General features: G+C 70.7%; 20 protein-coding genes and 1 pseudogene. 5 read left to right on the forward strand and 16 right to left on the reverse strand.

The annotated features are described in order from the left end of the window. On the reverse strand, nucleotides 1-2520 hold a 2520-nt coding region (locus N1028_RS10565; protein WP_259528152.1), incomplete at its 3' end, for a pyruvate carboxylase. Between the two features lie 75 nt (nucleotides 2521-2595). Here N1028_RS10565 and N1028_RS10570 point away from each other — a divergent pair. Further along, a complete protein-coding gene (locus N1028_RS10570) occupies nucleotides 2596-3405 on the forward strand; it encodes a ParA family protein (RefSeq protein ID WP_259528174.1) in 810 nt (269 codons plus the stop codon). Between the two features lie 339 nt (nucleotides 3406-3744). On the opposite strand, the gene N1028_RS10575 is transcribed toward N1028_RS10570, so the two are convergent. The 3 genes from N1028_RS10575 to N1028_RS10585 form a co-directional block, all read right to left on the reverse strand. Further along, complete coding sequence (locus N1028_RS10575) at nucleotides 3745-4308, reverse strand: MerR family transcriptional regulator (protein WP_310795586.1); 564 nt, start codon at nucleotides 4306-4308, stop codon at nucleotides 3745-3747. Nucleotides 4309-4449: 141 nt separating this feature from the next. After that, nucleotides 4450-5148 carry a transcriptional regulator FtsR gene (ftsR, locus tag N1028_RS10580; protein ID WP_259528179.1) on the reverse strand — a complete coding sequence of 233 codons (699 nt, stop codon included), beginning with the start codon at nucleotides 5146-5148 and terminating at the stop codon, nucleotides 4450-4452. Next, complete coding sequence (locus tag N1028_RS10585) at nucleotides 5148-5624, reverse strand: FHA domain-containing protein (RefSeq protein WP_375163434.1); 477 nt, start codon at nucleotides 5622-5624, stop codon at nucleotides 5148-5150. The genes ftsR and N1028_RS10585 overlap by 1 nt, the downstream gene beginning before the upstream one ends. Nucleotides 5625-5726: 102 nt before the next feature. On the opposite strand from N1028_RS10585, the gene N1028_RS10590 reads away from it, so the two are divergent. Beyond that, nucleotides 5727-6554 carry a DUF1295 domain-containing protein gene (locus N1028_RS10590; protein ID WP_259528182.1) on the forward strand — a complete coding sequence of 276 codons (828 nt, stop codon included), beginning with the start codon at nucleotides 5727-5729 and terminating at the stop codon, nucleotides 6552-6554. Between the two features lie 26 nt (nucleotides 6555-6580). On the opposite strand, the gene N1028_RS10595 is transcribed toward N1028_RS10590, so the two are convergent. Both N1028_RS10595 and N1028_RS10600 read right to left on the reverse strand, forming a co-directional pair. Continuing rightward, nucleotides 6581-7411, reverse strand: coding sequence for an aldo/keto reductase (locus tag N1028_RS10595; protein WP_259528193.1), 831 nt, complete (start codon nucleotides 7409-7411; stop codon nucleotides 6581-6583). A gap of 42 nt (nucleotides 7412-7453) precedes the next feature. Then, complete coding sequence (locus N1028_RS10600) at nucleotides 7454-7924, reverse strand: pilus assembly protein CpaE (RefSeq protein ID WP_259528197.1); 471 nt, start codon at nucleotides 7922-7924, stop codon at nucleotides 7454-7456. A gap of 116 nt (nucleotides 7925-8040) precedes the next feature. Between N1028_RS10600 and N1028_RS10605 the strand changes: the two genes are divergently transcribed. Further along, nucleotides 8041-9501, forward strand: coding sequence for a flavin monoamine oxidase family protein (locus N1028_RS10605; RefSeq protein ID WP_259528220.1), 1461 nt, complete (start codon nucleotides 8041-8043; stop codon nucleotides 9499-9501). 52 nt (nucleotides 9502-9553) lie between these two features. Here the strand turns inward: N1028_RS10605 and N1028_RS10610 are convergent. Continuing rightward, nucleotides 9554-10141 (reverse strand): annotated as a pseudogene (locus N1028_RS10610) (Pr6Pr family membrane protein); the annotation flags it as partial. Between the two features lie 31 nt (nucleotides 10142-10172). Between N1028_RS10610 and N1028_RS10615 the strand changes: the two are divergent. Further along, the gene (locus tag N1028_RS10615; RefSeq protein WP_259528223.1) at nucleotides 10173-11102 is read left to right on the forward strand and encodes an alpha/beta fold hydrolase; all 930 of its coding nucleotides are present in this window, start codon (nucleotides 10173-10175) and stop codon (nucleotides 11100-11102) included. Here the strand turns inward: N1028_RS10615 and N1028_RS10620 are convergent. The 4 genes from N1028_RS10620 to N1028_RS10635 form a co-directional block, all read right to left on the reverse strand. Further along, on the reverse strand, nucleotides 11083-12597 hold the full coding sequence (locus N1028_RS10620; RefSeq protein WP_259528236.1) for an MFS transporter: 1515 nt from the start codon (nucleotides 12595-12597) through the stop codon (nucleotides 11083-11085). The genes N1028_RS10615 and N1028_RS10620 overlap by 20 nt on opposite strands. 84 nt (nucleotides 12598-12681) lie before the next feature. After that, complete coding sequence (locus N1028_RS10625) at nucleotides 12682-15720, reverse strand: helix-turn-helix transcriptional regulator (RefSeq protein ID WP_259528244.1); 3039 nt, start codon at nucleotides 15718-15720, stop codon at nucleotides 12682-12684. Between the two features lie 2 nt (nucleotides 15721-15722). After that, the gene (locus tag N1028_RS10630) at nucleotides 15723-15932 is read right to left on the reverse strand and encodes a hypothetical protein (protein ID WP_259528253.1); all 210 of its coding nucleotides are present in this window, start codon (nucleotides 15930-15932) and stop codon (nucleotides 15723-15725) included. A gap of 101 nt (nucleotides 15933-16033) precedes the next feature. Beyond that, nucleotides 16034-16669: a PadR family transcriptional regulator gene (locus N1028_RS10635; protein WP_375163433.1), complete on the reverse strand. Its 636-nt coding sequence runs from the start codon at nucleotides 16667-16669 to the stop codon at nucleotides 16034-16036. Nucleotides 16670-16785: 116 nt separating this feature from the next. Here N1028_RS10635 and N1028_RS10640 point away from each other — a divergent pair, with 116 nt between their 5' ends. Continuing rightward, entirely contained in the window at nucleotides 16786-17742 is a 957-nt protein-coding gene (locus N1028_RS10640; RefSeq protein ID WP_259528255.1) for a Dyp-type peroxidase, read from the forward strand. 30 nt (nucleotides 17743-17772) lie between these two features. On the opposite strand, the gene N1028_RS10645 is transcribed toward N1028_RS10640, so the two are convergent. From N1028_RS10645 to N1028_RS10665, 5 genes are read right to left on the reverse strand one after another with little or no spacing between them, the layout of a single operon-like run. After that, entirely contained in the window at nucleotides 17773-19155 is a 1383-nt protein-coding gene (locus N1028_RS10645; protein WP_259528265.1) for an NtaA/DmoA family FMN-dependent monooxygenase, read from the reverse strand. A 58-nt stretch (nucleotides 19156-19213) separates the two neighbouring features. After that, nucleotides 19214-20809 carry a gamma-glutamyltransferase family protein gene (locus N1028_RS10650; protein WP_259528279.1) on the reverse strand — a complete coding sequence of 532 codons (1596 nt, stop codon included), beginning with the start codon at nucleotides 20807-20809 and terminating at the stop codon, nucleotides 19214-19216. 52 nt (nucleotides 20810-20861) lie between these two features. Next, nucleotides 20862-21572, reverse strand: a complete 711-nt coding sequence (locus tag N1028_RS10655) for an ABC transporter ATP-binding protein (protein ID WP_259528282.1) — start codon at nucleotides 21570-21572, stop codon at nucleotides 20862-20864. Continuing rightward, the gene (locus N1028_RS10660; protein WP_259528283.1) at nucleotides 21569-23410 is read right to left on the reverse strand and encodes a branched-chain amino acid ABC transporter ATP-binding protein/permease; all 1842 of its coding nucleotides are present in this window, start codon (nucleotides 23408-23410) and stop codon (nucleotides 21569-21571) included. The genes N1028_RS10655 and N1028_RS10660 overlap by 4 nt, the downstream gene beginning before the upstream one ends. Nucleotides 23411-23412: 2 nt before the next feature. Then, nucleotides 23413-24321, reverse strand: coding sequence for a branched-chain amino acid ABC transporter permease (locus N1028_RS10665; RefSeq protein ID WP_259528285.1), 909 nt, complete (start codon nucleotides 24319-24321; stop codon nucleotides 23413-23415). Nucleotides 24322-24372: the final 51 nt, after the last annotated feature.

A 24372-nucleotide genomic window follows, 5' to 3' on the forward strand; every position in this document is an offset into this window, starting at 1 on the left:
CTGGCGGAGGTTCGAGAGCTGCCCGCCCGGGATCTCGTGCGTGTAGACGCGGCCGGTGGGGCCCGGGAGCCCCGACTCGAACGGCCGGTACACCTGCCGCACCGCCTCCCAGTACGGCTCGAGGTCCGAGACCGCGGCGAGCGACAGCCCCGTGTCGCGCTCCGTGTGAGCCAGGGCGGCCACCAGAGCGGATGCGCTGGGCTGCGACGTGGTGCCGGCCATCGGCGCACTCGCCACGTCCACGGCATCCGCCCCGGCCGCGCTCGCGGCGAGGAGGGTGGCGAGCTGGCCGCCGGCGGTGTCGTGCGTGTGGACGTGCACGGGCAGGTCGAACTCCTCCCGGAACGCCGTCACCAGTCGCGCCGCCGCGGCCGGGCGCAGGAGCCCCGCCATGTCCTTGATCGCGAGCACGTGGGCGCCCGCGTCGACGATCTGCGACGCCAGCTCCAGGTAGTAGTCGAGGGTGTAGAGATCCTCGGCGGGGTCGAGGAGGTCGCCGGTGTAGCAGACCGCGACCTCGGCGAGCGTGGTGCCGGTGGCGAGCACGGCGTCGATCGCGGGCCGCATCTGGGACACGTCGTTGAGGGCGTCGAAGATGCGGAAGATGTCGACCCCGGTCGCCGCAGCCTCCTGCACGAACGCCTCGGTGACCTCCGTGGGATACGGGGTGTAGCCGACCGTGTTGCGGCCACGCAGCAGCATCTGGATCGCGACGTTCGGCAAAGCCCCCCGCAGGGTCGCGAGGCGCTCCCACGGGTCTTCTCCGAGGAACCGGAGCGCGACGTCATAGGTGGCACCGCCCCACGCCTCCACGCTCAGCAGCTCCGGCGTCATCCGCGCCACATACGGGGCGACGGCCACGAGATCGCGGGTGCGCACGCGGGTGGCCAGCAGCGACTGATGTGCATCCCGCATCGTGGTCTCGGTGACGGCCAGCGGCGTCTGGGCGCGGAGCGCGGCGGCGAAACCGGCGGGGCCGAGCTCGAGCAGCCGCTGCCGCGAGCCGGCCGGCGCAGTCGCCTGCAGGTCGATCGCCGGCAGCTTGTCGGCAGGCTCCACCGAGCCCACCCGGGCGCCGTGCGGCTGGTTCACGGTGACGTCGGCGAGCCAGTTCAGGATCTTCGTCCCGCGATCCTTGGACTGGTGCCCGCCGAGCAACTGCGGCCGCTCCTCGATGAACGACGTCGACAGGTCGCCCGCCATGAAGTCCGGGTCATCGAGAACCCCCTGCAGGAACGGGATGTTCGTCGACACACCCCGAATGCGGAACTCCGCCAGAGCACGCCGCGCACGACGCACCGCCGCCGGGAAGTCACGACCCCGGCAGGTCATCTTCGCGAGCATCGAATCGAAGTGCGGCGAGATCTGCGCCCCCACGTCAACCGTCCCGCCATCCAACCGCACCCCCGCACCGCCCGGCGACCGGTACGCCGCGATCTTGCCCGTATCCGGCCGGAACCCCGCCGTCGGATCCTCCGTCGTGATCCGGCACTGCAACGCCGCACCGTGCAGCACGATCCCGTCCTGCGTCAGCCCCAGATCAGCGAACGTGCTGCCACTCGCGATGAGCATCTGCGACTGCACCAGATCGACATCGGTGACCTCCTCGGTGACCGTGTGCTCGACCTGGATGCGCGGGTTCATCTCGATGAACACATGCTTCCCCGCACGCTCCCCCACCGTGTCGACCAGGAACTCCACCGTGCCGGCGTTCACATACCCGATCGACTTCGCGAACTTGATCGCATCCGCATGCAGCGCCTCACGCAGCTCATCGCTGATATTCGGTGCCGGCGCGATCTCGACGACCTTCTGATTGCGACGCTGCACCGAGCAATCCCGCTCATACAGATGGAACGTCTCACCCGCACCATCGGCCAGGATCTGCACCTCGATGTGACGGGGCCGGAGCACCGCCTGCTCCAGGAACATCGTCGCGTCACCGAACGCGCTGTCAGCCTCCCGCATCGCCGCCTCGAGCGCACCCCGCAACTCCTCCCGGGTCTCGACCCGGCGCATCCCCCGCCCGCCCCCGCCTGCGACGGCCTTCGCGAACACCGGGAACCCGATCTCATCCGCCGCGGCGATCAGCACCTCGAGATCGGTCGTCGCCGGCGACGACGCCAGCACCGGCACCCCCGCCGCGATCGCATGCTCCTTCGCCGTGACCTTGTTGCCCGCCATCTCGAGCACATGCTCGCCAGGACCGATGAACGTGATCCCGTTCTCCGCCGCCGCCTTCGCCAGCTCCGGGTTCTCCGACAAGAACCCGTAACCCGGGTAGATCGCATCCGCCCCCGCCTCGAGCGCGACCCGGATGATCTCCGACACATCCAGGTAGGCCCGCACCGGATGCCCGACCTCACCGATCTGATACGCCTCATCAGCCTTCAGCCGATGCATCGAATTGCGATCCTCGTAGGGGAAGACGGCAACCGTCTTCGCCCCCAGCTCGTACGCCGCCCGGAACGCGCGAATCGCGATCTCCCCACGGTTCGCCACCAGAATCTTTGTGAACATGAAGACCTTTCGGGTGCACACGCGTACAGCGAACAGTTAGGTTCTCCAAGCCTAGTGAAGGTAACGTTGTCGACTGTGCATGTACTCAGCGTCTCATCCCTCAAGGGAGGCGTGGGCAAGACCACTGTGACGCTCGGGCTCGCGTCCGCAGCGTTCGCCAAGGGCTTGCGCACTCTCGTCGTCGACCTCGACCCCCAATCCGATGTCTCCACCGGCATGGACATCCGCGTCGCGGGCCACCTCAACGTGGCCGACGTGCTGGCCTCCCCCAAGGAGAAGGTGGTGCGCGCCGCGATCGCCCCGTCGGGCTGGACGAAGGACCGCGGCGGCAAGATCGACGTGCTCATCGGCTCGCCCTCCGCGCTCAACTTCGACGGGCCGCACCCCTCGATCCGCGACATCTGGAAGCTCGAGGAGGCCCTCGCCACCGTCGAGAACGAGTACGACCTCGTGCTGATCGACTGCGCGCCCTCGCTCAATGCGCTCACCCGCACCGCCTGGGCGGCCTCCGACCGCGTCTCCGTGGTCACCGAACCCGGGCTCTTCTCTGTGGCCGCCGCCGATCGCGCGCTCCGGGCCATCGAGGAGATCCGTCGTGGACTCTCCCCCCGTCTTCAGCCGCTCGGCATCATCGTGAACCGCGTGCGCTCCCAGTCGCTCGAGCACCAGTTCCGCATCAAGGAGCTGCGCGACATGTTCGGCCCGCTCGTGCTGAGCCCCCAGCTCCCCGAGCGCACCTCCCTGCAGCAGGCCCAGGGCGCCGCCAAGCCCCTGCACGTCTGGCCCGGTGAGGGCGCCCAGGAGATGGCCCGCAACTTCGACCTGCTGCTGGAGCGCGTCATGCGCACGGGGCGAGTCGGCGAATACGCGGAACTCAAGGCCTGAGGACTGTTCTGGTCCGGTGAAAGCCGTGCTGCGCGCGGCTTTCACCGCCGACGCCGGTCCCCGCCCGGCGTCGGGGAGCTTGTTCGGCTTCGGTCGCTAGCGCGGCCGAGGCCTCACCTCGGGTCGTCGAAAAGGCCCAAACACTTTCAGAACGGGCGAATGAGCGCCACCTGCATCTGAGCGACCTCCGACGAGGTCACCACGCGACGGGCCGTACTCGATGACCCAGAGTGACGGCGAGGCCGCGAAGCGACCTCACCGGAACATGTCGCGCGGCGCCGGGCAGGGACCGGCGACGCCTGAGCAGCCGCGCGCCAGCACGGCTGCGAAGCAGCTAGCTCAGACAGCCTTGCGCGATGCCCGCCGCGCCGCGAGCTCGTCGGCCGGGTCGGTGACCACGCTGTCGAGGTCGACGAGGGAGTTCTCGACCTCGCGGAGGACCTTGCCGACGGCGATGCCGAAGACACCCTGGCCGCGGCTGACGAGGTCGATGACCTCGTCGTTGGAGGTGCAGAGGTAGACGCTCGCGCCGTCGGACATCAGCGTGGTCTGGGCGAGGTCGTTGATTCCGGATTCGCGGAGCTGGTTGATCGCGGTACGGATCTGCTGCAGTGAGATGCCGGTGTCGAGCAGTCGCTTGACGAGCTTGAGCACGAGGATGTCCCGGAAGCCGTAGAGCCGCTGCGTTCCGGAGCCGGCGGCGCCGCGCACGGTGGGCTCGACGAGCGCGGTACGCGCCCAGTAGTCGAGCTGGCGGTAGGTGATGCCGGCGGCACGGGCCGCTACGGCACCGCGATAGCCGTTCGCCCCGTCGAGATCGGGCATGCCATCGGTGAACAGGAGACCGAGGTCGTACCGGGAGTCGTCGTCCCGGCCCAGGTTGTCATGACCTGTCTCGTTCATCGGGGCCTTCCATCGTGGTGGCACGGGAGACGGATGTCCGTTCCCGCAGTGCTGTCCCCACGCTATCGACCACGACAGTCCGGGGCAACGACATCACCGTTTCGGTGCCCGGCGTGTCGCGATCAGGGGCGGATCGTTACCTCACGGCGCGATCTTGCCGAGGGCGGAGCGGATGAGACTGGAGCGCACGATCTCGAGCTGACCCGCGATCTCCATCGCCATCTCGGCCACTTTGGCGCGGCTCGAGGGGTCGCGCCGCCTCGCCACAGGCATGAGCGCACTCTCGATCAGCCCGAGCTCGCGCTCGGCGGCCTGCCGGAACCCGCGCAGGTGCCGCGGTTCGATGCCGGAGCGCTGCAGTTCGACGAGAGCCTTCAGCACCACGAGCGAATCCTCGCCGTAGCTGTCGGCCGGCGAGAGAACGGCGGCCGAGAAGGCGTCCTGCACGAGCATGGGGGTGGCCCCGGCTTCCCGGGTGAGGTCGTCGCGGCTGAGGCGGCGGCCGGTCTGCAGGATCGACGCGCCGTTGGCGACTCCCGTGCCGGGCATGGGCGGGTTCAGCCCCGCGTCGACGTCGGCGAGATACTCCTTGATGACCGCGAGCGGCAGGTAGCAGTCGCGCTGCAGGGTGAGGATGAGGCGGAGGCGGCTGAGGTCGTTCTGCGAGAACTTGCGGTAGCCCGAGGGGGTGCGGGCCGGGTGCACGAGCCCGCGCTCCTCGAGGAAGCGCAGTTTCGAGGGCGTGAGATCGGGGAAGTCGGCGGTGAGTTTGGAGAGCACCTGGCCGATGCCGAGCAGCGGCGCCGGAGAAGCTCCGGGCGCCGGGGAAGCGGCTGCCACTACTCTCCCGCTGCGGTCACCACGTCGATGCGCGATGGGTAGAACGTGAGGCGGAACTTGCCGATCTGCACCTCGGCACCGTCTTCCAGCAGCGCCTCGTCGACGCGCACGCCGGCCACGTAGGTGCCGTTGAGCGAGCCGCGGTCGCGCACCGAGAAGGTGTGGCCGTGCCGGGTGAACTCGGCGTGCCGGCGGGAGACCGTGACGTCGTCGAGGAAGATGTCGGCGTTGGGGTGCCGGCCCACCGTGGTGACGGTGGTGTCGAGCAGGAACCGGGCGCCGGAGTTGGGGCCGCGACGCACGATCAGCAGGGCCGAGCCCGACGGAAGGGCCGCGATCGACTCGAGCTCCTCGGCGGTGACACCGCCTTCGAGAGCGGCCAGCTGGGCCGCGAACTCGCCCGTGAGCGACATCGTGGTGTCAGCCCCGGAGGGGGTGACGGGGATGCTCGTGGTGTGATCGTCGTTCTCGTTCATCGTCCGGCTGCCCTCCTTGCTCCCTCCAGCGTAGCCGATCAGGCCGCCGCTCCGAGCCGTGATTTCCCTGTCCCGGCCGTGGGCGTGCCCTACACTTCCCCCATGCTTCCGTTGATCGCGTCGCTCTGGGTCCTGGCGGCGAGCTGCGTCGTCGTCTGGGTGCTCTCGCTCGTCACACACGAGTACTCCTGGGTCGACCGCATCTGGTCGGTCATCCCCATCGTGTACGTCTGGATCTTCGCCGGGGCGGCCGGCTTCACCGACCTCAGGCTCGATCTGCTGGCGGCGGTCGTGACCCTCTGGGGCGCCCGGCTCACCTTCAACTTCTCCCGCAAGGGCGGCTACGCACCCGGTGGGGAGGACTACCGCTGGGCGGTGCTCCGGGGCCGGATGTCGACGGCGCAGTTCCAGGTGTTCAACCTGCTCTTCATCACGATCTACCAGAGCGTGATCCTGTTCCTGATCACGATGCCCGCGTACACGATGTTCGAGAACCGAGCCACGCCGTTCAGCGTGCTCGACCTCGTGCTGATCGCCCTGTTCCTGCTGTTCCTCGCGGGCGAGACGATCGCCGACGAGCAGCAGTGGCGGTTCCACGAGTGGAAGCGGCGGGAGGTGGCCGCGGGGCGGGAGCCGCGACCCCGCTTCCTGCAGACCGGCCTCTTCCGGTTCTCCCGGCATCCGAATTTCTTCTTCGAGCAGGCGCAGTGGTGGGTGGTCTTCTTCCTGGGCGCGAGCGCGGCGGGGTCGGTGCTGCAGTGGACCGTCGCAGGCGCGGTGCTGCTCACCCTGCTGTTCATCGGCTCGACGATCTTCACCGAGAGCATCACCTCGTCGAAGTATCCGGAATACGCCGCATACAAGAAGAGGACGTCGGCGCTCATCCCCTGGTTTCCCGGAAAGGCGAGCGCCGACGTCCCCGCCGGCTGAGCTCAGAGGCCGGGTGACCCGAGCGGCTAGTTGACCTCGAGCGGGTCGCTGCCGTTGCGGCCCTCGGCCCCGCGGTCGAGCGACGCGATGCTGGCGATCTCGGCGGCCGAGAGCGAGAAGTCGAGCACGTCGAAGTTCTCGGCCATGCGCTCCTTGTTGTTGCTCTTCGGGATGACGATGTTGCCGACGTCGAGGTGCCAGCGGATGATCGTCTGCGGAACCGACTTGCCGTGGGCCTCCGCGATGGCGGCGAGCTCGAGCGAGTCGTTGATCCTGCCCTGACCGAGCGGGCCCCACGCCTCGATGGCGATGCCCTTCTCGGCGGCGAAGGAGCGGAGTTCGGCCTGCTGGAAGTCGACGTGCAGCTCGACCTGGTTGACGGCGGGCACGATCTCGGTCTCGGCGATCAGTCGCTCGAGATGGTCGATGTTGAAGTTCGAGACCCCGATGGCCTTGGCGCGGCCCGACTCGAGGATCTTCTCGAGCGAGCGCCAGGCATCGATATAGGTGTCCTTCTCGGGGGTGGGCCAGTGGATGAGGTAGAGGTCGACGTAGTCGGTGCCGAGTCGCGCGAGGCTCTTGTCGAAGGCGGTGAGCGCGTCGGTCTGGTCGTCGTTCCAGAGCTTGGTGGTGATGAAGAGGTCGCCGCGGTCGATGCCGGACTCCTTGACGGCGTGTCCCACGCCCTCCTCGTTGTGGTAGATCTTCGCGGTGTCGAGGTGGCGGTAGCCGACCTCGAGGGCGTCGCGCACGATGCGATTGGTCTTGTCGGGATCGACCTTGAACACGCCGAAGCCGAGCTGGGGGATCTGGGTGCCGTTGTTGAGGCCGACCGTGGGGACTGCGTTTTCCGTCATGCCCTCCAGCCTATTCCGACGCGCCTCCGGGAGGGCGGGGGATCAGTCGTCCTCGTCGGCCACGAGGCTCTGCACGATGAGATCGAGCACGGCCTCCGCGTAGGCGTCGACGGCGCTCTCGGCCTCGAACCGGCGCGGCCGGCCGCGGATCAGAGCGGTCACGACATAGAGCGTGACGTGATCCTCGCCCGGCTCCCCCGGGAGCTGTTCCGCGGTCAGCGAACGGAAGCCTTCGCGCAGGATCTCGCGCAGCTGATCTTCACGCGGGAGCCACAGCGTGTCGGTGAGGTCGACCGAGTCGAGCGCCCACTCCGTGGTGCCGTTGAAGCCGATCAGCGTGCCGGAGGGGAACTCGTGCACCTCGGCCGTCATCTCGCTCACGGTGAACACCTCGCCCGCGGCGCCCGACTCGCTCGCACGCTCGACGGTCTCGATCACGAAGGCGTCACCCGAGCGCGGATGCCAGCGCAGGCCCGCTGTGCGGAGTGCCCTGGCGAGTTCGACGGCGATCATCTGCCCATCATCCCAGCGATCGGCGGACGCGCCGACGCGGAATCCGGGATCGCCCGCTAACGTGGAGGTGATCGGCCTCCCCGATCGTCCCCGATCGAGAGACGGCACCGCAGACAGTGGCAATCGCGCGACGCACCTTCCTGGCGGGGGCCGTCTCGGCCCTCTCGCTCTCGGCGCTCGCGGCCTGCACCCCCGATGCCCCGCGCCCGGTGCCCTCCCCCTCGATCACCCCGACCGAGCTGCCGACTGGCCCCGTGCCGAACCCCGCCGCCTTCGCGCGGAGCGCCTGGGCCGACGACCCGTTCTCGCTCGGCTCCTTCAGCACCACTCCCGTGGGAGCCACCCCGGCGTCGCGCACGACGCTCCGGGACACCGTGGGCGACCGCCTGTTCTTCGCCGGCGAGGCGACCTCGACCGAGTTCCCGGGCACGGTCGTGGGCGCAGCCGCCTCCGGTGAGTCAGTCGCCGCCCGGGTGGCGGCGGTGGCCGAGCCCGAGGAGCGCATCGGCATCGTCGGAGCCGGCCTCGCCGGGGCGACGGCGGCACGGATCCTGGCCGAGCAGGGCTTCGAGGTGGTCGTGATCGAGGCGCGGGACCGCGTAGGTGGGCGCATCGACACGCGAGACGACGACGGCTGGCCGTTCCCGGTGGAGCTGGGCTCGGCATCCGTCTCTGCCGACGGGCTCGAGGAGCTGCTGCGCATCAACGACGTGGGCACGATCACGCTCGATGCCACCCTCGAGGCGCGCACCGCCTCTGGACTCGTCGTGCCGCCGAGCGCGGTGGGTCCGGATGCGGTGGCGCGGGCGGTGGCCTGGGCCAAGGCGCAGCCGACCGACACCTCGCTCGCCTCGGCCCTCTCGGCGTCGGGCGCCGAGATGCTGCCCCCCGAGCCGGGCGCCCAGGGCGTGTCGCCCGCCGACGAGCTCGTGCACTATCTCGAGACCACGGTGGCGAGCCGCTACGGCTCGAGCCCGTTCGAGCTCTCGGCGAGCTACGGGCTCGACCGCACGGGCCTCGTCGACGGCACCGCCCTCGTGGTGGGAGGCCTCGACACCGTGGTGACCGCCTCGCTCGACGACGTCGACGTGCTGCTCTCGAGCACCGTCATCCGGATCTCCTACAACGACGCGGGCGCAAGCGTGCGCCTGGGCACGGGCGAGTCGCTCTCGATGGACCGCGTGGTGGTGACGGTGCCGATAGGGGTGCTGAAGGCAGGCACGATCGAGTTCTCTCCCGAACTGCCCGGGCCCACCGCGGCCGCCATCGAGGAGCTCGGCATGGGCTCGCTCGAGCAGCTCTGGCTGCGGTTCGACGAGCCGTTCTGGTCGACGGAGGCCACCGTGCTGTCGGTCTTCGACGAGACCTCCGAGATCGCGGAGTGGATCAACCTGCTGCCGGCTACCGGACAGCCGATCCTGATCGGTCTGACGGCTGCGGACGACGTTCCCGTGGTGCTGAAGCAGAACGATCAGGAGTTCCTGCAGGCGGCTCTGCAGACCCTCGAGCCGTACCTGGATCCCGCTCTGGTCTCGACACCCTCCCCCACGACGACGCCCACGGGCGGCGACGGCTGACCAGCACGAGCAGTGCCATCAGCCCGGAGAACAGGCCGAGCGCGATGCCCGAGTAGAGCGCGAACTCGAGCGGGCCGCTGACCTGGGCGGGATCGAGGAAGAAGTAGGGGTACCACCCGACCTCGGCACCGCGGATGAGGGTGAAGACTCCCCAGACCACGGGGAAGGCCAGCACGAAGGCGACCGTGCGCCAGCGCAGCCGCACCCGGCCCACGCCGATCAGCCAGTCGGCCACCACGAGCGGCGGCAGGTAGAAGTGCAGCACCTGGCTCGGCCAGGGCACGTCGATGCGGTAGTTGTGGCTGCCGGCCTGCGACACGATGAGGCCGAACACGATGCCGGAGACGACGACGTAGCAGATCGTCATCGCGCGCACGCTCACGAGGAACCGGCCGACGACATGGTGCCGCAGGAGCAGCACACCGGAGGCCGCGAGCACCACGACGTTCAGCAGGTTGCTCTGGAACGTGAAGTAGCTGAAGTAGTTGACGGTGGAGAACGTGCTGAACCCGAGCACGTAGTCGAAGTCGAACACCAGGGCCACGGCACCGATCGCGGCGATCGCGAGTCGGGCGATGCCCACAGCACGTCGCAACCCGGCTCCGATCTTTTCGTTCCTTTCGAGGGTAGTCGGTTCCATCCGGACCGACCCGCCGCTCCGAACCACCGGTATGGATCCGGACGCCCTCGAGCAGCTGCGCGTGCCGACGTCGCTCGGGCCCGTGGCGGTGCGGCTCCTCGTCGCCGAGCAGCGCCCTCGGGAGGACGCCGAGGCCCTCGTGCTCCTGCACGGGGCCGCGGGGTCGTGGACGACGTGGCTCCCCCTGCTCGAGGAGGCGGAGCGACGCCACACCCTTCCCGGCGACGTCGTGCTGCTCGATCTGCCGGGCTGGGGCGAGAGCCCGCTGCCGGGGCACGACCGCTCGGTCGACGGCTACGGGCGCGCCGTCGCGGAGGTGCTGCGCTCCCTCGGCTACGAGCGCTGGCGTGCGGTGGGGCACTCGCTGGGAGGCGTCATCGCACTCCACCTCGCGGCCATCGAGCCGGCCGCGACGCGCGCGGTGGGGCTGGTCTCCCCCACCACCTTCGGCGTGGCCGAGGCGTCGAGGCATCCGCTCTGGGGGCTCCGCCTCGTGGCGCCCTACGTGGCGCTCCGGGCCGTGATGTCGGCGATGGCCCGACTGTCGCCCTCCGGCCGTGCCACCGCGGCCCTGCTCGCCGGGCTCCGCCGGCTGCACCTGCTGCGCGTGGTCTTCGCGCCGCTGTTCGCGGAGCCGTCCCGGGTCTCCGCCGCCGTGCTCGTGACTCTCGCCGCCGAGGTGCGACCCGTTGCGTTCGCCGCGGCCGCGCGTGCCGCGGCCGCCTACCGGCCGGGTGAGGTGTGGGCGGGCATCCGCTGCCGGGTGGTCTCGGTGCGAGGTGCACGCGACGTGTTCGTGACCGTGCATGACGACCGGATGCTCGAGCGGACCGTGCCGGGAGCGGTCACGCGGGTGCTCGGCCGGGCCGGGCACTTCGGCCACATCGAGGCTCCGGGAGACGTGCTCGCGGCGCTCGGGGCGCACGTGCTCACGGGAGAGCCTACGAGGAGTGCTTCCTGAGGATCCGGCGACCCAGCGCGAAGGTCACGACCGCCGCGACGATGCAGCCCGAGGCGATGAGGAGCAGGGTCGTGAACAGCCCCACGGCAGCCTGCAGGAGCGGGAACGCGAACACGCCGATCGCGGCCCCCGCCTTGCCTGCCGCCGCCGCGAACCCGGCACCCGCGCCCCGGGAGATCGTGTCGAAGGCCACGGTGGGCAGGGCGAAGGTGGTGGAGTTCGGGCCCGCGTTCATGAACAGGTTGAAGGCGGCGAAGCCGAGGAACACGATGCCCAGCTGGAGCGCCGAGTCCTGCGGCAGCAGGAGGCTGAAGGCGAGCACCACGAGCCCCGCCGCCATCACCACGAAGCCGCCGACCTGCATCGTGAGGAGGCCGAGCCGCCGCACGAGGAGGATGGCCGTGACGAAGCCGATCACGAGGAAGACGTCGAGGAAGGCCGCACCTTCGGTCGAGACGATGTCGGCGCCCACCACCTTGTCGCTGTTCGCGGAGGAGATCGCGATCGACGCGATGATCGTGGGGGTGAAGACGCCGACGCCGTAGGTGGCGATGTCCATGAAGAACCAGGGCACGCTCGTGAGCACGGTCGCGCGGCGGAGCGGCTTCGAGAGCAGCGACCGCTTCGGGATGTCGCGCGGGGCATCCGCAGGGCGCAGCACGCCCGAGATGACGGGAGCGGGCATCGGGAGCGCGGTGGCCTCGCCGCGGGCGAGGGCAGCCGAGGCGATGCCGGCGGGGGTGTCCGCACGCCGGGTGCCCTCGGCGGGGGTGCCCACGAATGGGGTGTCCTCGAGCAGGACCTCCTCGATCTCGACCCGGCGGCCGGCGAACACCTGGAGCGCTCGGGCCGCCTCCTCGTAGCGGGCGGTCGAGGCGAGCCAGAGCGGACTCTCCGGGACGCCGCGGCGGAGGATGACGATGACGACGGCGGGCACGACGCCGGCCGCGAGCATCCAGCGCCAGGCGTCGGGCGAGGGATCGAGCGTGAGCACGAGCAGCCCCACGAGGGCGCCGAGCAGCTGGCCGACCGCCTGGAAGCTGAAGGCGCCGATGAGCAGGCGCTCGCGGAGACGGCGCGGAGCGATCTCCGAGACGTAGCTCGCGCTGATCGGGTAGTCGGCGCCGATCCCGACCCCCAGCAGGAAGCGGAAGGCGATGAGCCACCAGACGCCGGGGGCGAGGGCGGAGGCGAGGGCGAAGACCACGAAGAGAGCGAGGTCGATGCGGAAGGCGAGACGACGGCCGATGCGGTCCGAGAGCGGGCCCATGACGGCGGCACCGAGGATGGCGCCCAGGATGGCCGCCGAGCTGATGAGGCCGGTTTCGAGGGGGCTGGTCGACCACTCCGCGACGATGAGCGGGATGGCGACGCCCATGACGAAGAAGTCGAAGCCGTCGAGCATGATGCCGAGGCACGACAGCAGCCACACCCGGCGATGCCCCGCGCCGAAGCGCAGGCCGTCGAGCAGGTGCTGGATGCGGGATTCGGCCATGGCTGGATTATGGGCCACGTGGGAGAACCGGCGCGAGCCGCACGGGTGAATGACGTGTGAACTCGGCCGCGGAGGCGGCGAGGGTCAAAAGCGGGAGGAGGCGGCCACGGGCGGGAGGGTGCGGGAGAGGAAGGCCGCCTCGGTGCGGGAGGTCGTGCCGGTCTTGCGGAGCACGTTCGACACGTGCACGCTCACGGTCTTGGCGCTGATGAAGAGGCGCTCGGCGACCTGGCGGTTGCTGAGGCCCTGGGCGATGAGGTCGAGCACCTGGCGCTCGCGGTCGGTGAGCTCGCCGGGCGTGGAGACCTCGCGGCCGCCGGAGAGTCGCACGATGCCGAGGCGGCGCTCGAGATCGTCGACGGCTGCCACTACCTGGTCGAGGCGGATGCGCTCAGCGGCCGCACGGGCTCCGGCCGCGGCGAGGCGCGCACCGTCGCGGTCGCCGGTGCCCGCGAGTGCCTCGGCGTGCCGCAACTGCGCGTAGGGCACGAGCTGCACGGGGGCGGTCGGCACCTCGGCCGCCCGGACGGCGGCCTCCCACAGCGCGGGGTCGTCGCCCGTTCCGGCGGGCCCGCCGAGCTCGGCCTCCACGAGCGCCCGGTAGGTGGCAGCCGTGGGCCAGTCGGAGCAGGCTTCGAGCCGCGACCGCAGGAGGCGCTCGGGGGGATCCTCCGCGATGCTCGTGCCGGAGCCGGAGCCGGAGCCCGTGCCGGTGCCGTCGGCAAGCGGGGCGGGGTCGTCGAGCGCGACGGCGATGCCCGCGGCACGGGCCGTGGCCAGCACGCGGGCCACCGTGGCCGCCAGCGGGAGGTCGTAGGCGGGGAAGGGGCGGTGATCGGGTTCGAGGAGCACCCGCGACTCGAGCCAGGCGCTGGGGGTGTCGCCCGTGGCGAGGGCGATCTCGGCGGCCACGGCGGCCAGACCCAGGCGCGACTGGGTGTCGATGCGCAGCTGGCGACCGAGCTCGGCGCGCCAGCCGCGCAGGAGCTGCGCCGCTCGGGGAGCATCGCCCGACCAGAGCGTGGCCTGCAGCTTCAGCCGGCGGAGGTGGGCGCTGTAGCCGATGGGCGGGTCGAGGTCGAGCGCGCGGTCGAGCAGGTCGGTGGCCCGAGCGGTCTCGCCCAGACTGAACAGGGGCGCCACGACGTTGGAGGCGAGGGCCGCCCCCGAGGTGCGCTCGACGCCGCGGCGACGCGCGTGCTCGACGCCCGACTCGGCGACGCGCACGGCGTCGGCGAACGCGCCGAGCTGGTTGAAGGCATCCGACTCGTTGACGAGGTGGCGGAGCACGGCCGAGTCGTTGCCCTCGGCCAGGCGCCCGGCGAGTGCGAGGTCGGCGAGACCCTCGTCGATCGAACTCGAGAGCACACGCGAGATTCCGCGGATGTTGGCGGCCACCGACATGCGCGCGCGGGAGCCCACGGCCTCCGCCTCGGTGAAGGCCGCATCGGCGGTGGCGATCGCCTGGTCGAAGCAGGCCTCGAGCATGAGCCTCGCAGCGAGCTCGCCGAGCACGTTCGCCCGCAGCACGCTCGCCGTCGGGCCCTCCCCTGCGGCGGGTTCGAGCAGACCGAGCGCCTCACGCAGGAGCTCGATCGAACCCGTCTGGCCGAGGTTGGCGAGAAAGGAGGCGCGGCCCCGCAGGAGGCGCGCTCGGGCCCCGGGCGCGGTCTCGAGGGCGAGCGCCTCGTCGATGAGCGCCACCGCGCGGCCGCTCTCCCCCGCGTCACGCAGCGCGTACGCCGTCTCGGCGAGGAGCTCGACCCTGGTCTGCCCCGCCAGCTCCGCCGCGTCGGCGACCTGATCCCAGAGCTCGAGCGCCCGTTCGCCGAGCTGCGCCGCCGTGATGTTGGCGAATGAGGAGCGGGCGACGCGCATGGCCGAGATCGACGAGGTGAAGGCCGCCCGCAGGTTGTGCGCCGCCATCCAGTGGTACGAGACGGCTGAGGCGTCGAAGCTCGAGGCGTTCTGCCGCTGTTCGAGCGCCTCGGCGTAGGCGGTGTGGAAGCGCATCCGCTCCCCCGGCAGCAGTTCGTCGTGCACGGCCTCACGCACGAGCGCGTGCCGGAAGCAGTACGACGTGTCGTCGACCACGAGCACCCTGGCCGCCACGGCCTCGCGCGCGGCGTCATCGAGCACCTCGGCATCGATTCCGGAGGCGGGAGCGAGTGCGGCCACCGAAGCCAGCACCGAGGCGAGCAGCTCGTGCTCCACGCGCACCCCGCCCGCGGCGAGCAGCCGCACGAGGCGCTGCGCCGATTCGCCGAGGGTCTCGTAGCGCGCGAGCAGCAGGTCGCGGAGGTTGTCGGGAAGCGAGTCGAGCGACTCGACATCGCACCCCACGATCTCCTCGATGAAGAACGGCACGCCGTCGGTCCGTGTGCAGATGGCGTCGAGCCTCGGTGCGTCGAGCGCTCGGCCGAGGAGCGTCGTGGTGAGCTGCCGCACCTGGCGGCGGGTGAGTCGAGGCAGCTCGCGCCGGCTCACCCGGCGGTTGCGGTCGAGCTCCGGGATCCAGCCGCGCAGCCCGTGACCGCGGCGCAGCTCGTCGCTCCGGTAGGTGACCACGAAGAGGATGCGCGCCCGCTCGAGCACCCGCAGCAGGAACTTGAGCAGGCCGAGGGTGGCCTGGTCGGCCCAGTGCAGGTCTTCGATCACCACGATGAGCGGCCGTGCCCCCGCGACGGTCTCGAGGGCGGTCGCGACGGCGTCGAACACCCGCTCGGCACTCTGACCCGAACCGGCCCGCGGAGCCTCGGCCGCCCCGGAGGGCCCTGGGAGGTCTGCGAGCTCCGGCACGAGCACGGCGAGCGCGTCGCGCACCGGGCCCGCGGCATCGAGCAGAGCGCTGCCGCCGATCTCGGCGACGAGCCCGCGCACGGCCGTGACGATGGGAGCGTAGGGCGGAGCATCGCGATCGAGGTCGACGCACTGTCCGCGGAGCACGAGCGGGGCCGATCCGGCGACCCGCAGGAACTCCGCCACCAGCCGGGTCTTGCCTATCCCTGCCTCACCGCTCACCACGACGGCGCGGGTCGCCCCGCCCTCCGCCTCGCGCAGAGCGTCGACGAGGGCCTCGAGATCGTTCTCGCGCCCGATGAGCGAAGGGCTCGTGGCCTGCATCCCTACATCGTGCCATCAGCGGCCGACAGCCGCTGAAGCGCCCGGCGGAGCGGATGCCCGGCGCCGTGTGCCCGACTCCCGGGTGGCGACGCCTGCCCCGCATCGTCCTCCGCCGCGCGCTCCGCGATCATCCGGCGTTGCTCGAGCTCGCGAGCGAACCGCTCCTCCTCGGCCTCGTGCAGCCACCCGAACGAGAATTCGCTGATCATCATGGTGTCCTCCTGGAACGTCGATGACCCGAGACTCCTCTCTAAGGAGGTCTCGGGTCATCGGGAGGGTTCCCTATCTCAGGTCACCGGGCACTCGGCCGGGATCAGTCGGCGAGCAGGAGGTAGAGGGCCTTGCGGGCCTCGTCGATCTTCTCGGTCGCCTTCACGCGCTGCTCGTCGGTGGCCGCGAAGCGGAACTGCTGCACGACCCCCATGAGCTTCGCCACGCTCGCGTGGAACTCGCTGTCGGCGGCCGACTGGCCGGCCGTGGCCTCCCAGGCCTTCGCGAGCTCTTCGGCGTGCTCGGCCACGTAGGCCCTGCCCGCCTCGGTGAGCTCGAACTCGGTGCGCTTGCCGTCTCCTGTGGAGGCGATGAGCTCCTCGTCGACGAGCTGCTGCAGCGTGGGGTAGATGGAGCCCGGGCTCGGGCGCCAGACCCCGGCGGTCTTCTCGGCGATGGCCTTGATCAGGCCGTAGCCGTTGGAGGGCGCATCGGCGAGCAGGGAGAGGATGGCCGAACGCACGTCGCCGCGGTTCGCCCTGCCCCTTCCTCCGGGGCCGCCCGGACCGAAGCCGGGACCGAAGCCCTGGCCGAAGCCGGGACCGAACCCGCCGAATCCGGGGCCGCCGGATCGGCCGTGGCCGTGATCACGCGGCCCGCGGCCCGTGGGGAATCCCCGGCCGAAGCCCGCGGGGAAGTGCTGATCGTGCTGGTTGTGCATCTCTGGATGGCGTTTCATGTCGCATCCGCCTTTCTGTCTGAACGATAAGCCAACGATATATCGCTCTGACCATTCTGTCAATACATCGGCGATATATCGTTCGAGATCGGGCGATTGCACTTTAAACTCACCCCATGCACGAAGAATCCTGGGACCGCACGCCCATCGAGCCGCAGAGCGTCAACGCACCGCTGTCCCGCGCCGCGGTGTTCCTGGTGGTGACGATCGGCGACTCCCCCGAGGCCGCCGCCCGTGCGCGCTCGGTGATCGCCGACATCGGCGGACTCGTGCGCGCGGTGGGCTTCCGCGACCTCGATGCCCACCTCTCGTGCAACGTGGGCATCGGCGCCCGCGCCTGGGAGCGCTTCGGGCAGCAGGAGCGCCCGGCGCAGCTGCGCGAGTTCTTCGAGGTGCGCGGCCCCGTGCACACGGCGCCCTCGACCCCCGGTGACCTCCTGTTCCACATCCGGAGCGAACGCGGCGACCTCACGTTCGAGCTCGAGCGCCTGCTGCTCGACAAGCTCGGCGACGCGGTCACAGTGGTCGACGAGGTGCAGGGGTTCCGCTACTTCGACGCCCGCGACCTCCTCGGCTTCGTCGACGGCACCGAGAACCCCACCGGCGCCGCCATGGCGCGCTCGTCGCTCGTGGGTGAGGAGGATCCGGCCTTCGCGGGCGGCAGCTACGTGGTGGTGCAGAAGTACCTGCACGACCTCACGGCGTGGTCCGCGCTCAGCACCGAGCAGCAGGAGCGGATCATCGGCCGCACGAAGGCCGACAACGTCGAGCTCGACGACGTGCCGGGTGAGCGCAAGTCGCACAAGGCGCTCAACACCATCACCGACGCCAACGGCGTGGAGCACGACATCCTGCGCGACAACATGCCCTTCGGCCGGCCGGGCGCGGGCGAGTTCGGAACCTACTTCATCGGCTACGCCCGGGAGCTCTGGGTGATCGAGCAGATGCTCCGCCACATGTTCGTGGGCGATCCGATCGGCTCCTACGACCGCATCCTCGACTTCTCGACCGCGGTCACCGGCTCCACGTTCTTCGTGCCCTCGAACGACGTGCTCGAGGCGCTCGACGACTGACCGGCGCCGCCCGGGTCCGGCGTCGGATGCTCAGCGCCCCGCACGGAACCCGTGGCCGCGGTGCGTGGCGGGCAGGTGCGGCCCGCCCTCCGGGAACAGCCGCTCCCTGAGCGTCGTCGGCGGAGCATCCGGGGCGGCGAGCGGTGCCGCGAGCCCGCGTTCCCGCAGCACCGGCAGCAGCAGCTCGATCAGGTCGTCGTAGGTGCCGGGGGTCAGGTGCGGCTGCACGAGGTAGCCGTCGACCCCGGTCTCGGCCGCGAACGCCTCGATCTGGTCGGCGACCTCCTCGGGCGATCCCACGAAGACGCTGCCGTTGATGCCCGTGCGCCGGAAGTTCTCGAGGATGTCGCGCACGAGCGGCGCGGGCTTCCCGTCTTTGCCGAGGTAGCGCTCGAGGTTCGACTGACCCATCTCGGTGCTCGTCTGCGCGATCGGCCGGTCGGGGTCGAGCGCCAGGAGGTCGACCCCGGTGTTGCCCGCGTAGATCGCGGCGGCGCCCTCGGGGGTCGAGAGCTCGAGCATCTGCGCGTGCTTCGCCCAGGCCTCCTCGCTCGTCGGCGCCGTGATGAACAGTGCGCCCACGAGGATTCTGATCGAATCGGCCGGCCGCCCCTCGGCCACGGCGCTCTCGCGGATGCCGGCCACGTTCCGAGCGACCGTCGCGGGTTCTCCCCCACCCACGAAGACGGCCTCGGCGTTGCGCCCCGCGAACTGTCGGCCGCGGCCGGATGCGCCGGCCTGCACGAGCAGCGGCGTGCGCTGCGGCGACGGCGGCAGGTTCAGGATGCCGTCGGTGCGGAAATACGGCCCGTCATGGTGCACGAGATGCACCTTCTCCGGGTCGGCGTAGACGCCGGCCTCCTTGTCGCGCACGAGCGCGTCGTCCTCCCAGGATCCCTCCCACAGCGTGAGGTTCACGTCGACGTAGTCGTCGGCCATGTCATAGCGGAGGTCGTGCGAGATGAGCTCCTTGCCCATGAGCGCCGCCGCGGTGGCACCGGAGGAACCGGTGACGATGTTCCAGCCCACGCGCCCGTCGGTGAAGTGGTCGAGGGTCGCGAAGCGGCGGGCGTTGGCGGCCGGCGCCTCGACCGTGGTGGAGGTCGTCACGATGAAGCCGAGCCGCCGGGTGACCGCCGCGAGGGCCGACACGAGAGGCATCGGGTCGCCCTGCGGCACGCCGCGCCCCTCGCGCACCGCGGCCCCGAGCAGCTCCCCGTCGAGGGCGGGGAAGCCGTAGCTGTCGGCGAGGAAGAGGAAGTCGAGCCCGGCGGCGTCGAACTTCTCGGCGAGGGCCGTCCAGTGCGAGAGCGTGGTGAACTCCGCCGAGGTGTCTTCAGGGTGCTGCCACGCCGACCCCACGGTGCCGTTCGGGCCGATGTACTGGAAGATGCCGAAGCTCAGTGCCGCCATGCTGCAGTTATCCCACACCCAGTTTTCGGGGGTGTTTCGGCCGTGCGTCGAGGAGCGCTCACGGCAGCAGCACCCCGCCGTCGCTCCGCGGATCTGCTCCCGCGGAGAGTGTTCCGTCAGCCGCCCGCCTGGCGATCATCGAGTGTCCGGCGTCGGAGTCGTGCATCGAGCCCGCGACGATCCGCAGCCGACCCCGCTCGAGCTCGCTCCGGGTCTCCTCGTCGAGATCGGCCTCGACCATCACGTAGTCATTGGTCGTTCCCTTGTCGAGGCCTCCCACGATGAAGCGCGGCGCACTGACGGCGGTGGCCGGATCGGCACCCTCGAGCACCCGCAGCACGAGCTGGGTGTGGATCTGGGACTGCGCCTTGCCGCCCATGGTGCCGTGCGCGGCCACCGTGCCCTCGGCATCCCGCACGATCACCGGCAGGAGTGTGTGCGCCGGGCGCTTGCCGGCGGCCACCCGGTTCGGAGCGCCCTCCTGCAGCGTGAAGAAGGCCGCGCGGTTGTGCAGCACGAGGCCCGTCGCGGGTTCGAGCAGCAGCGAGCCGAACGAGTGGAAGACCGACTGGATGAGCGAGATCGCGGTGCCGTCGTCGGCGATCGCGGTCACGGCCACCGTGTCGCCACCGGGCCGCGGGGTCACCGGCGAGACGGCGCGCTCCCCCGTGCGGGCACTGGTGACGGCCCGCTCGGCGGCCATTGCCAGACCCTCGGGAGAAAGCGCCCCCTCGACGTCGACGTCGACCACGAGCGGATCGGCGAGCTCGGCGTCGCGGAGCACGTCACCGCTGTGGAAGAGCTCGGCCAGCACCGCGGCGTCGAGCCGGGTGATGCCCTCGGGCGAGAGCACCGAGGCCGCACCGAGAGTGCGGAGCATGGTGTAGCCCTGCGAGTTCGGGCCCGCGGTCGACACGTGGAGTCCGTCGACCGAGAGCCCGATCGGCTCCTCCAGCTGCACGGTGTGCGCCGCCAGGTCGGCCTCCGTCACGGGCACCCCGAGCTCCGCGAAACCTCTCGCGAGGGTCTGCGCGACCTCACCGGTGTAGTAGGAGCGGAGCCCGTCGCGGGCGAGGGCTTCGAGGGTCGCGGCGAGCGCGGGCTGACGCACGAGGGCACCGGCGGCCACGGGGCGATCACCCTCGAAGAACATCGCGCGCATGCCGGGGTCGGCCGCGAGGCCCTCCCGGTCGACCTGGAGTGCCTTCGCGAGCCCGGGGCTGACCACCATGCCGTCGCGGGCCAGCGCGATCGCCGGGGCGAGCACCTGCGCGGCCGACAGGGCTCCCCAGCGCTCGAGGAGCTCGGCCCACCCCGCCACGACTCCCGGCACCGAGACGGTGAGGGGCCCGGAGACGGGCATCGTCGCGATCGCCTCGAAGAGCTCCTCCACCGGCTGCGCGGAGCCGTAGGCGCCGGAGGAGTTCACGCACGTCTCGACTCCGTCGGGTGTGCGCACGAGGGCGATGAGGTCTCCCCCGGCGCTGCACATGTGCGGGTAGACGACGGTGAGCACAGCGGCTGCGGCGACGGCCGCGTCGATCGCGGTTCCGCCCTCGGCCGCGATGCGCCGCGCGGCGTCGACGGCGTCGAGGTGCGGGGCCGCGAGGGCCACGCCGGGGGTCGCCGAAGGCGCGTGGGAGGAGGGGTTCATGGTGGTCTTCCGTGGATCGAAGGGAGATGGATCAGGTCGGGCCGCGGACTCGTCAGGGCGAGGAGCGCCCGAAGTACGCGGCGTGCAGGCTCTCGTCGTCGGCCATCGCGGCGGCGCTCCCCCCGCCTGAGAGCGTCCCCGTCTCCATGAGGTAGCCGCGATGCGCGATCGAGAGCGCCATGCGGGCGTTCTGCTCCACGAGCAGCACGCTCGTGCCCTGCGCGTTGACGTCGGCGATGAGCTCGAACATCTGCTTGACCACGAGCGGCGCGAGCCCCATGGAGGGCTCGTCGAGCATGAGCAGCTTCGGGTGCCGCACGAGGGCTCGGGAGATGGCGAGCATCTGCTGCTCGCCACCGGACAGCGTGGCCGCCACCTGGTGCGCGCGCTCCTCGAGCACGGGGAAGAGCGCGTAGATGCGGTCGAGCTCGTTCTTCAGGTGGTGCCCGCTCCCCCAGGTGGCGATCTGCAGGTTCTCGAGCACGCTCATCCGGCCGAAGAGGTGACGGCCCTCCGGCACGAGGCAGAGCCCCGAGCGCACGCGCGACTCGGTGCTCGATCCCGAGATCGTGCGGCCGGCGAACGCCACCGTGCCCTCCGACTTCGCGAGCCCGGCGACGGCGCGCAGGAGGCTCGACTTGCCGGCGCCGTTGGCACCCACGATCACGACGAGCTCGGACTCGTCGACGTGGAGCGATGCCCCGGTCACGGCGCGCACGGCGCCGTAGCGCACGCCGAGCCCGTCCACGGTCAAGAGGCTCATGCGTCGCTCCCCAGGTAGGCCTCGAGCACGGCGGGGTTCCGCCGCACCTCGTCGGGGGTGCCGGTGGCGATGACCTCGCCGTGGTCGAGCACCACGATGCGGTCCGACACGCTCATCAGCAGGTCCATGTCGTGCTCGATCAGCACCACGTCGGTGCCGGAGTCCCTGATCGCGGTGATCAGCGAGGCCAGTGCCTTCGTCTCCGACTCGTTCATGCCGGCGGCGGGCTCGTCGAGCAGCAGGAGCTTCGGCCTCGTCATGAGCGCGCGGGCGATCTCGACGCGCCGCTGGGAGTCGTAGCTGAGGGCGGAGGCGCGCCTGGTCCGCTCGTCCCAGACCCCGGCGAACTCGAGCACGGATCCCGCCTCGGTGAGCGCCCGTGCCTCGTCGTGCCGGTGCCTCGGCAGCCGCAGGGCGAAGGCGGGCACCCACCCGCGGAGCCGTTCGTGAGCACCCACCAGCAGGTTCTCGAGCACCGTCATCTGCCAGAACAGCCGCACGGTCTGGAAGGTGCGGGCCACGCCCTTCACGCTGACCCGATCCGAGTCGAGACCGTCGATCCGGTCTCCGCGGAAGGTGATGCTGCCACGGGAGGGCTTCGTGACCCCCGAGAGCACGTTCAGGAGCGTCGACTTGCCCGCGCCGTTCGGGCCCATCAGCCCGAGGATCTCGCCGCGCCGCACCTCGAAGCTCACCGAACCGAGCGCGGTGAGACCGCCGAAGGTGCGGCCGACCGTGTCGACCACGAGCACGGGGGCGCCCGCCTCGATCGGGTCGGGCTCCAGGCCGGCGGGCGCGGTCCGAGGCTCCGGCCGCTCCACGTCGCCCCCTGAGCGGGTGAGCTTGAGCTTCCGGGAGACGATCCCCCCCGGCCGCACGATCATGAGCACCACGACGATCAGCGCGAGGAACCCGGTGCGGAACTCCGGATGCTCCTGCACGATCGTCCAGTCGCGCGCGATCGCCTGGAAGAAGATCCACAGCGTCGCCCCCACGACCGGCCCCCAGAAGGTGCCGGCACCGCCGAGGATCACGAGACTCAGCACGATGAAGTTGTCTTCGAGCGTGAAGCTGTCGGGATTGATGAACTGCTGCATGTGCGCGAAGAACACACCCGTCACACCGGCGATCGAGGCGCCGCAGACGTAGGCGAGCAGCTTGTAGCGGCGGGTGCGGATGCCCATCGAGGAGGCGACGAGCTCGTCCTCCCTGATCGCCACCCAGGCGCGTCCGACCGGTGAGGCGACGACGCCGGCGAGCGCCACGAGGATGACGACGACCATGGCGAGCACCACGTAGTAGTTGGCCGATGGCGAGGTGAGCTCGAGGTCGCCGATCGCGAACGGAGGGATGCCGCGGATGCCCACGGAACCGCCGGTCAGGCCGATCCAGTTGATGGAGACCAGCCGCACGATCTCCCCGAAGGCGAGCGTCATGATGGCGAGGTAGTCCCCGCGGGCCCGGAGCGTGGGGTAGCCGAGGATGCAGCCGGCGATGCCGGCGAGCACGAGGGCCCCGACGAGGCTGACCGGGAACAGCCACCACAGGGTGTCGGGGTCGAACCCGAGCTGGTTCACGAAGAGCTGCACCGTGAGGATGGCGGTCGTGTACGCCCCCACGATGAAGAAGGCGATGAAGCCGAGATCGAGCAGGCCCGTGAGTCCCACGAGGATGTTGAGCCCGCTCGCGAGAGCGATGTAGATCAGCGCGAGGGCGGCGACCCGCACCCAGCGGTCGCCCGGCAGGATGAAGGGCAGCAGCACCGCCACGAGGGCGAGCACGGCGGGGATCGCGAGGCGGGTCAGGCGGGGCAGCGCCCAGGAGGATTTCACGATCATGGTCACACCTTCTGCACTTCGCGGCGGCCGAGGATGCCCTGCGGCCGGAGCCACAGGATGAGCACGAGCACGCCGAAGGCGATCACGTCGCGGTAGGCGGCGCCCTCGGGCACGTAGGCGGCGGCGAGCTCCTCGGTGAGACCGATCACGAGGCCTCCCACGAACGCGCCAGGGATGCTGCCGATGCCGCCGAGCACGGCCGCCACGAGGGCCTTGAGCCCGGGGATGAAGCCCATCCCCGCGGCGGCGAAGCCGTATTTCTGGGAGTAGAGGATGCCGGCGAGGGCCGCCATCACCGAGCCGAGCACGAAGGTGGTGGAGATGACCTTGTCGACGCCGATGCCCATCAGCCTGGCCGCATCGCGATCCTGTGCGGTGGCGCGGATGGCGCGGCCGATCGGGGTGAACTTCACGAGGGCCCAGAAGGCTCCCGTCGCCACGATCGCCACCGAGAAGATCACGATGTCGATGGGCTGGATGCGGGCACCGAGAACCTCGAATGCCTCGCCCAGGTCGGGAGCGGGCACGGGAGACTGGGACGCGCCGAACAGGAACGTCCCGACCGCCCGCAGCAGCATCGACACCGCGATGGCCGTGATGAGCATCGAGAGGATGGGGGCGTTCCGGAGCGGCTTGTACGCGATCCGCTCCACCAGGAGGCCCACGATCGCGCCCACGACGAGGCCGATGCCGATGGCCGCCCACTGCGGCAGTGCGGGGCCGGCGAAGTCGGCGCCCGCGATCTGGGTGTTCGCGGCCGCAGCCACGAGCGCACCGAACGCGCCGAACATGAAGACCTCGCCGAAGGCGAAGTTGACCATGCCGAGCACGCCGTAGACGACGCTGAAGGAGACGGCCAGCAGGCCGTAGATCCCTCCGACGGCGAGGCCGTTGATGAGTACCTGGGTCATGGGGAGGCTTTCCTCGGGGTGGAGATGAACGGGAGCGGCCGGGTGAGTGGG

Origin of the sequence: Herbiconiux oxytropis (genome assembly GCF_024979315.1) — a bacterium.
In the GTDB taxonomy this organism is placed as follows: Bacteria; Actinomycetota; Actinomycetes; order Actinomycetales; family Microbacteriaceae; genus Herbiconiux; species Herbiconiux oxytropis.